This window comes from Prosthecobacter gellanilyticus (genome assembly GCF_007992435.1).
In the GTDB taxonomy this organism is placed as follows: domain Bacteria; phylum Verrucomicrobiota; class Verrucomicrobiia; order Verrucomicrobiales; family Verrucomicrobiaceae; genus Prosthecobacter; species Prosthecobacter gellanilyticus.
This window is the reverse complement of record NZ_BKAG01000095.1, coordinates 1-8,951: the sequence shown is the minus strand read 5'-3', so window position 1 is coordinate 8,951 and position 8,951 is coordinate 1. Positions and strand designations below refer to the sequence as shown.

The window sequence follows — 8,951 nt, the reverse complement described above, 5'->3', positions numbered from 1 at the left end:
GCTGATCAAGCGAAGCCTGCCGAGCAGCCTCCACCCGCCGATCAAGCGAAGCCCGCTGAGCCTCCACCGGCCAATCAAGCGAAGCCCGCCAATCAGCCCCCCCCGCCGGAGGCAGAGACCCTGCTCATGCGCGGGCTGAACATGGTCGTGCCCACCCTGGCCCAGGCCCTGGGCACCGCCGCCGTGGTCATCCTTTTTGTGATCTTCATGCTCCTGCGCCTGGATGACATCAGCCAACGCATCGCCCGTCTCGTTGGTTACAGCCGCCTCACCCTCACCACCAAGGCCTTTGGTGAGGCCGCGGACCGCATCAGCCGTTACCTGCTCATGCAGAGCACCGTGAACGGCATCTACGCCGTCCTTCTCGCCACCGGCCTGTTCTTCATCGGCCTGCCTTACGTAGTGCTCTGGGGCGCGCTCGCCGGCATGTTCCGCTTCATCCCGTATGTGGGCCCGTGGATCGTCGCCGTGCTGCCCATCGGCCTCAGCCTCACCGTCTTTGATGGCTGGACTTTGCCGCTCATGGTCATCGCCCTCGTCATCGTGCTGGAACTCGGCACAAACATGATCCTCGAGCCCGTGCTCTACGGTCACAGCGTTGGCGTTTCAGACTTCGCGCTGCTCGTCGCCATCGCTTTCTGGACATGGCTCTGGGATGGCGTCGGCCTTGTGCTCGCCACCCCGCTCACTGTTTGCATCGTCGTCTTCTGCAAGCACATCCCGAACCTGGAGTTTGTCGACCTCATGATGGGGGAAAATCCGCCGCCGCAGCCGCATCTCAGCTACTACCAGCATCATCTCGCGGGCAATGAAGGCGCCGCGCAGGTCCTGCTGGAAGCAGCCGTCAAAAAAGACGGTCTCGAGACCGCGCTGGAGACCATCGCCTTGCCGGCCCTCGCCATCACCCGGCGTGAGGAGAGCCTGGAAAAGCTCACCCCGGCCGAGGCTCAAGACATCTACCAGTCCATGCGTGAGAGCATCACCCTCGTGGATGAAAAAGAGGACGCCAAAGAAGCCAAGGAGGCCAAAAAGCGCGAGAAGGAAAAGGCCAAGGCAGACGCCAAAGAAGAGGCGAACGGTGAGCACCATGACGAAGTCCCGCTGGAGGAGCCGGAGGCGCTTCCACCCTTCCGCATCTTTGGCCGCGCCCTCCATGGTGAGGGAGATTCCCAGGCACTGCAGATGCTCGCCACTATCCTGCCCCCGGAGGTGGAGATGGAGATCTCGGATGCACCGCGGCTCGTGGGTGAGCTCGTCAGCGAGCTCCAGGAGCGCAAGCCCGCCCTCATCTGCATCAGCGCGCTGCCACAGCGCTCCCAGCTCGCCGCCAGCACGCTCTGCCGCCGCCTGCGTGGCAAGTTCCCCCAGGTCAAGATTCTCGTCTGCCAGTGGACGCTGCCGGAGCGCGAGGTGGACGCCAGGCCACTCAAGGAATCCGGTGCCACCTGGGTGGCCTCCAGCCTCAAGGAAGCACGTCAGATTCTCGAAGAGGCCATCCCCTCCCCGCGCTGAGAAGCCGAACATCGCTGCTGAAGCCGCACGCGTGCAAAACGCGCGAGATTACTACGCTCAATCAGCCGCTCAAACCCGATGTGAAGGTGAGATCACTTCCCGATCTAATCTCATCCATGTATCTCTCCTTGAAGCCTACGAACCTCAAACGCTACCGCGATCTGCTCATGCTGTTTTACAAGTATGGGCACGGGGATCTCGTGAAGAATGCGCCGGTCATTGATGATCCCCTGCCCTTCGCGCGCACACCGCCTGTGCCGCTGGAAGCCAAGGCCCTGGCTGCTGACATTGAGAAACTTGGGCCCACCTACATCAAGCTTGCCCAGCTTCTCTCCACGCGTTCGGACTTCATCCCGCAAGGGTACATGGATGCACTGTCGCGTCTTCAAGATCATGTCGAGCCGTTCCCGTTCGAGCAGGTGCAGGCCATTGTCTCCGTCGAAGTCGGCGCGCGCATCTCCAAGGCCTTCACCGAGTTTGATCCAGTGCCCATCGCCGCCGCATCGTTAGGCCAGGTGCATCGCGCCGTGCTGCGCAGCGGACAGAATGTGGTGGTGAAGGTGCAGCGCCCTGACGCGCGTGAGACCGTGTCCCATGATCTGGAAGCCATGGCTGAACTCGCGCAGTTTCTGGATGCGCACACGGTCTTTGGTCACCGTTACGGCCTAACACAGATTGTCGAAGAGCTGCGCAAGTCTCTGCTGCGTGAGCTCGACTACCGGCTCGAGGCCGCGAACCTCCGTCTCATGCGCGAGCAACTGGCTTCTTTCCCGCGCATCCTCGTTCCGGCACCAGTGGAAGACTACTCCTCAGGCCGTGTCCTCACCATGGAGCATGTCACCGGGCAAAAGATCACCAGGTTCAGCCCGCTCGTGCGTCTCGACATCGATGGCGACGGCCTCGCCGAAGAGCTCTTCCAGGCCTATCTGCATCAGATCCTCGTCATGGGCGTGTTTCACGCGGACCCCCATCCCGGCAATGTCTTCCTTACTGAGGATCACAACGTCGCCCTGCTCGATCTCGGCATGGTGGGCCGCATTGGACGAAACATGCAGGATCTGCTGCTCAAGCTCCTGCTCAGCATCAGCGAGGGTAATGGCGATCAAGCTGCGCTCGTCGCCGAAAAAATGGGCGAGCCTGATGCCGATTACGATGCCCTCACCTTCAAGCGCAGGATTGCGGACGTGGTGAACCAGCAGCGCACCGCCAATCTGACGGAACTGCAGGTGGGCAAGGTGGTGCTGGATGTGCAGCGCATCGCTGGCGACTGCCACCTGCGCGTGCCACCGGAGTTCACTTTGTTAGGCAAGACCTTGCTGAATCTCGACATGGTCGGCCGCACTCTCTCACCCACCTTTGATCCGAATGAGTCCGTGCGCCGGAATGCCTCGAAGATCATGCGCGAGCAGGCGCTGAAAAGCTTCTCCTCGGGCAATCTATTCGGCCTCATGCTGGAGGCCAAGGAGTTCCTCGAGCAGCTCCCCGCACGCATGAACAAGCTCATGGAGCTCGTCGCGAACAACAAGCTGCGCGTGAAGGTGGACTCCTTCAATGAGAAGCTCATCATCAGTTCGCTGCAGAAGATCGCCAACCGCATCACACTGGGCCTCATCCTTGCTGCCTTGATCATCGGCGCCGCCCTGCTCATGCGCGTGGACACGGACTTCCGCATCTGGGGTTATCCCGGTGTGGCCATGATCTTCTTTTTCTTCGCCGTCGCAGGCAGTGCCGCGCTCGTCTGGCAGATCCTGCGCAGTGACATTTCCGAGACCTGATAGTGACGACCATGACCTCTGCCAAAGATGATACTCCACGCCGCCTCCCCATTGGAGCTGAAGTCCAGCCAAAGGGAGGTGTTCACTTCCGCGTCTGGGCTCCTGAATCCAAAAAAGTCTCCGTGCTTCTGGGAGACAAGGAAGAGCTGCCCGATGCTTTGGAAATTCCTCTCCAATCCGAGACCGGCGGCTACTGGTCGGGCCTGATCCCCAAAGCCACTGCGGGCATGCACTACCGCTACAAGCTGGACAGCGGAACCTATGCAGATCCTGCTTCAAGATTTCAGTCGAATGGACCTCATGGCGCCTCGGAGATCATTGATCACACCGCTTTCGCATGGTCAGATGAGGCATGGAAAGGTGTCACCACCGAGCGTCAGGTCATCTATGAAATGCACATCGGCACCTTCACGCCAGAGGGCACCTGGGAAGCCGCGACTGCGCAGTTGCCGCATCTTGCCGAGTTGGGCGTAACCTTGCTGGAGGTCATGCCCGTCGCTGACTTTCCAGGCCGCTACGGCTGGGGTTATGACGGCGTGAACCTCTATGCGCCCACACGCCTCTATGGGCGCCCGGATGACTTCCGCCGCTTTGTCGATCGTGCTCATGCGCTCGGCCTCGGGGTCATCCTCGATGTCGTCTACAATCATCTCGGCCCTGATGGCAACTACCTGAAAAAGTTCTCGCTCGATTACTTCAGCGAGACCCACAAGAACGACTGGGGAGACAGCCTCAACTTCGATGACAAGGACAGCGCCCCTGTGCGCGAGTTCTTCATCGCCAACGCAGGCTATTGGATCGACGAGTTCCACTGCGACGGCCTCCGTCTCGATGCCACTCAAGCCATCATCGACAACTCCAAACGCCACATCCTCGCCGATATCACCCAGCGTGTGCGTGAGGCTGCCAAAGGCCGTGGCACCTATGTCGTCGGGGAAAACGAGCCCCAGCATGCGCAGTTGCTCCGGCCTATCGAAAAGGGTGGTTACGGCATCGATGCGCTGTGGAATGATGACTTCCATCACACCGCTGTCGTCGCCATGACTGGCCGTAACGAAGCCTACTACACGGATTACAAAGGCTCTCCCCAGGAGTTCATCTCCGCGGCCAAGTGGGGATTTCTCTTCCAAGGCCAGCGCTACAAATGGCAGAGCGCGCGCCGCGGCACACCGTGCCTGGATCTCACCTCGGCGAACTTCGTGAACTTCCTGCAGAATCACGACCAGATCGCCAACTCGCTCTGGGGTCGCCGAGTGCACACGCTCACCAGCGCGGCAAAGTTCCGCGCTCTGACGGCCCTGCTGCTGCTCGCCCCCAACACACCCATGCTCTTCCAGGGCCAGGAGTTCGCGGCTTCCGCGCCCTTCCTGTACTTCGCAGATCACAATCCTGAGCTCGCCGCCGCTGTCGCGAAAGGTCGTGAGGAGTTTCTCGCGCAGTTTCCCAGCATCGCGTCCGAAGATGTGGCCGCCTTGATCCCAAACCCCGAACGCGAAGAAACCTTCCGGCGCTGCAAACTCGATTTCGCCGACCGCGAAAAGAATGCCGAGATCCTCCTGCTGCATCGTGATCTTCTGCGCATCCGCAAAGAGGATCCACTGCTGGCGAATGCTCAGCGCGGCACCTTTGACGGTGCCGTCCTCAGCAGTTCCGCCTTCGTCATGCGCTTCTTCGGCCGTGAGCAGGATGACCGCCTGCTCGTCATCAATCTCGGCGCTCATCTGCATCTCGATCCCGCCCCGGATCCACTGCTCGCCCCTCCACTCGGCTGCGTATGGACCACCGCATGGACGAGTGAAGATCCACGCTACGGCGGTGGCGGCACGCCTGCCATCGAGTCCGAGGACAACTGGAACCTGCCCGCTGAATCCGCCGCCCTTCTCATCCCCACTTCCGCGTCATGAACTCGCAACTCACCCGCCGCATCGACATCGCCCAAGCGCAGGCTGACAACGCCCGCGAAATCCTCCGCCGCGAATGGCTCATCACCAATGGCCTCGGTGGCTACGGCTCCGGCACCATCTGCGGCATGGTGTCTCGTCGCTACCATGGCATGCTCGTCGCAGCCCTTCCTTCTCCCTATGGTCGCATGGTCATGCTCAATCACATGGCCGAAACTCTTTGCCTGCCAAACGGCGCCCGCATCCTCATTGGTGGCGAGGAGCCGAGCGAAGCAGGCTCGGTCGGCAAACGCGAGCACTATGTTAAGGAGTTCCGCCTTGAGCATGGACTGCCCATCTGGGTCTTCGAAGCTGAAGGCTACCTCATTGAGAAGCGCCTTCTGCTCATCCACGGCCAAAACACGCTGAACATCACCTACGAGCTTCTTTCCGGCCAGGATTGTGCGCGCCTGGAACTGCGTCCCTCCGTGCACTTCCGTGGCTATGAGCATGATGTGGCGCTGCCGCTGGAGTCGCCCTACACGCTTCACATTCACGAGCGCCGCTATGAGCTCACGAATCCCGCGCTGCCCTACTCGCTGCGCATGTTCGTCCATGATGACCAAGCTACCTTCACGCATGATGGAGGCCGCTTGCGCGACATCGCCTACCCCACGGAAGCCGCGCGCGGTTATGGATCTCAAGGCACGCTTTGGAGTCCTGGTTTCTTCAGTGTCGAGCTCTGCCCAAACCACGCGGTGACACTCGTCGCCTCATGCGAAGAGTGGCCCACCATTCTGGCCATTCATCCAGATACTGCCATGGAGGCTGGCATCGCGCGTCGTCAGGGGCTTGTCGACTCGGCAGCTCCGAGCGTGCAGGAGTCACCCGCATCAGAGTTGGTGCTCGCGGCGGACCAATTCATCATCACACCGGCTAGTCGTGTGGAGGACTCAGCGCGTGCGAAGGCCGCTGGCGAGGAAATCCGCAGCGTCATCGCCGGTTACCACTGGTTCACGGATTGGGGCCGCGACACCATGATCAGCTTTGAGGGCCTGACCCTCACCACCGGTCGTCATCATGAGGCCCGCTGGATCCTGCGCACCTTCGCGCACTACATCCGGGATGGCTTGATCCCAAACTACTTCCCCGATGGCGAACGCGAAGGTGTCTACCACACGGCTGATGCCACCCTTTGGTTCTTCCATGCCGTCGATCGTTACCTCGAAGTCACCCAGGACCGTGCCACGCTCCAGCATCTCCTGCCAAAACTGGTCGACATCATCGGGCATCATCTGCGCGGTACACGCTTCGGCATCGGTGTCGATCCTGCGGACGGGCTCCTGCGCCAGGGCGCCGAGGGCTATCAGCTCACCTGGATGGATGCGAAAGTGGATGGCTGGGTCGTCACCCCACGGCGAGGCAAGGCCGTGGAGATCAATGCTCTTTGGTACAATGCCCTGCGTCTTGTGGAAGGCTGGCTCGCGGCGGAACAAGGCCCCGAGGCAGCACGCCCCTATGCAGAGCATGCCGAGCGCGCCCGTCTTTCCTTCAATCAACGCTTCTGGTCTGAAAAGCTCGGCCACCTCTTCGATGTGGTGGACGGCGAGCAGGGTGATGATCCCGCCCTCCGGCCTAACCAAGTCTTCGCCATCTCTCTCCGGCATCCCGTGCTCGACAAGAGCTACTGGGAACCTGTGATGGAAAAGGTGCGTGCCGAGCTGCTCACCCCAGTCGGCCTGCGCACACTTTCCCGCTCCCACCCGGACTACAAGGCCCGTTACTTCGGCGATCTCCGCGCGCGTGATGCCGCCTATCATCAGGGCACCGCCTGGGCCTGGCTCATCGGCCCCTTCATCGATGCCTGGCTGAAAATCCACCCCGAGGACTATGTCGGCGCCCGCCGCTATCTGGAGGGCCTCATTGAGCACCTCGACCACGGCTGCGTCGGCTCCATCAGCGAGGTCTTCGATGCCGAGGAACCCTTCACCCAGCGCGCCTGCATCGCCCAGGCCTGGAGCGTAGCGGAGGTCCTGCGCTGCTGGGCGAAGACCGCCCCGATCACTGCCGCCTGAGTTGATCCTCAGCGGCATCAGGGTTACCCTGATACATCTTTCAGGTGACGTCCTGATACTGAAATGCGCGCCCGTAAATGCCCACCGCGCTTGAGACCCGTCCCCGTGACAGTGTGCATAACCTGTGAATTAAAAAAAGCCATTCTGTCAAATCGATAGTTATACCAGCGGAAGTCCTGCAACCAAGGCTCTGACAGGCTCTGAATAACCCGCAGGAGACGCCAGCCTTGCCGGCGAGAGGGCTCAAATCTGTCAGGATGATGCCGTGATCCGACGACCTGATCAGAGCATCAGGAGGTGGCTGGCGAAGCCAGTCATTTTTGGATGACTCCACCTGACTCCCCGAAAGAATCTCCTGATCTTGTCATCAGGATACAGCCTGATAGTGACTCAGGTGCGATAACCCCTAAATTGCTCGCTCCCGCCATGGCAAAAAAATCGTTTTCCACTGCTGCTTCTGACCCTGCCGCCGCCGTCCTCGAGGCCCCGGCGAAGAATTCCCGAAAATCTGGCTCGGGCCGCAGTTGGGAGATGGAGCTCCTGGCCGCCATCATGGCCTTCCGCGACGGGGATTTCTCCGTGCGCCTGCCCACCGACTGGGAGGGAGTCGAAGGTCGTATCGCGGAAGCTTTTAACCAGACCCTGGCCAATGAAGACCGCATCACTCAGGAAGTGATGCGCCTCAGTGTTTCGGTGGGCAAGGAAGGCCGCCTCAAACAGCGCATGTCCGTGCCCGGTGCCATCGGCGGCTGGGCGGTGAAAGTGGATTCCATCAACACGTTGCTGGACGACCTCGTGCGCCCCACCACGGAGGTGGCGCGAACCATCGGGGCCGTCGCCAAAGGTGACCTCGGCCAGTCCATGGAACTCGAGGTGGATGGGCGCCCTCTGAAAGGTGAGTTCCTCCGCTCCGCCAAGCTGGTGAACACGATGATCGAGCAGCTCTCTGTCTTCACGTCGGAAGTGACTCGTGTGGCACGTGAAGTGGGCACGGAAGGCAAGCTCGGCGGCCAGGCCCAGGTGAAAGGTGTGTCCGGTGTGTGGAAGGAATTGACCGAGTCCGTGAACCAGATGGCGGGCAACCTCACCGCCCAGGTGCGTAACATCGCGGACGTGACCATTGCCGTGGCGAACGGTGACCTTTCCAAGAAGATCACGGTGGACGTGCGCGGTGAAATTTTGCAGCTCAAAGAAGCCATCAACACCATGGTGGACCAGCTCCGCTCCTTCGCCTCGGAAGTGACGCGTGTGGCTCGTGAGGTGGGCACGGATGGACGGCTCGGCGGTCAGGCGGTGGTGCCCGGTGTGGCAGGCACGTGGAAGGATCTCACCGACTCCGTGAATGCCATGGCGACAAACCTCACCGCGCAGGTGCGTAACATCGCCACGGTAACGACAGCGGTGGCGCGTGGTGACCTTTCCCGAAAGATCACCGTGGACGTGAAGGGCGAGATTCTGGAGCTCAAGGAAACCATCAACACCATGGTGGACCAGCTCAACGGCTTCTCTTCGGAAGTGACGCGTGTGGCTCGTGAGGTGGGCACGGAAGGCAAGCTCGGCGGCCAGGCCCAGGTGGGTGGTGTGGCAGGCACCTGGAAAGACCTAACCGATAGTGTGAACTCCATGGCCTCCAACCTCACCGGCCAGGTGCGTAACATCGCTGAAGTGACCACCGCCGTGGCGAAAGGTGACCTTTCCCGTAAAATCAC

5 protein-coding genes are annotated in these 8,951 nt (G+C 60.9%); all 5 read left to right on the top strand.

Features of this window, described 5'->3' with window-relative positions; genetic code table 11:
* The coding region (locus BGE01nite_RS28260) for an AI-2E family transporter (protein WP_146856221.1) at positions 1-1,512 on the top strand (1,512 nt) is incomplete at its 5' end.
* A gap of 116 nt (positions 1,513-1,628) precedes the next feature.
* Positions 1,629-3,287, top strand: a complete 1,659-nt coding sequence (locus tag BGE01nite_RS28255) for an ABC1 kinase family protein (RefSeq protein WP_218033127.1) — start codon at positions 1,629-1,631, stop codon at positions 3,285-3,287.
* A gap of 11 nt (positions 3,288-3,298) precedes the next feature.
* Entirely contained in the window at positions 3,299-5,191 is a 1,893-nt protein-coding gene (gene treZ, locus BGE01nite_RS28250) for a malto-oligosyltrehalose trehalohydrolase (protein WP_146856219.1), read from the top strand.
* The gene (locus BGE01nite_RS28245; protein ID WP_146856217.1) at positions 5,188-7,242 is read left to right on the top strand and encodes an amylo-alpha-1,6-glucosidase; all 2,055 of its coding nucleotides are present in this window, start codon (positions 5,188-5,190) and stop codon (positions 7,240-7,242) included. The genes treZ and BGE01nite_RS28245 overlap by 4 nt, the downstream gene beginning before the upstream one ends.
* A 531-nt stretch (positions 7,243-7,773) precedes the next feature.
* A partial coding sequence (locus tag BGE01nite_RS28240; RefSeq protein WP_343203748.1) for a HAMP domain-containing protein occupies positions 7,774-8,951 on the top strand: 1,178 nt, incomplete at its 3' end.

What these genes read in the sequence shown, in the direction of transcription:
- BGE01nite_RS28255 (WP_218033127.1), top strand. Translation starts at nt 1,629, where the DNA reads ATGTATCTCTCCTTGAAGCCTACGAACCTCAAACGCTACCGCGATCTG.
- treZ (WP_146856219.1), top strand. Translation starts at nt 3,299, where the DNA reads ATGACCTCTGCCAAAGATGATACTCCACGCCGCCTCCCCATTGGAGCT.
- BGE01nite_RS28245 (WP_146856217.1), top strand. Translation starts at nt 5,188, where the DNA reads ATGAACTCGCAACTCACCCGCCGCATCGACATCGCCCAAGCGCAGGCT.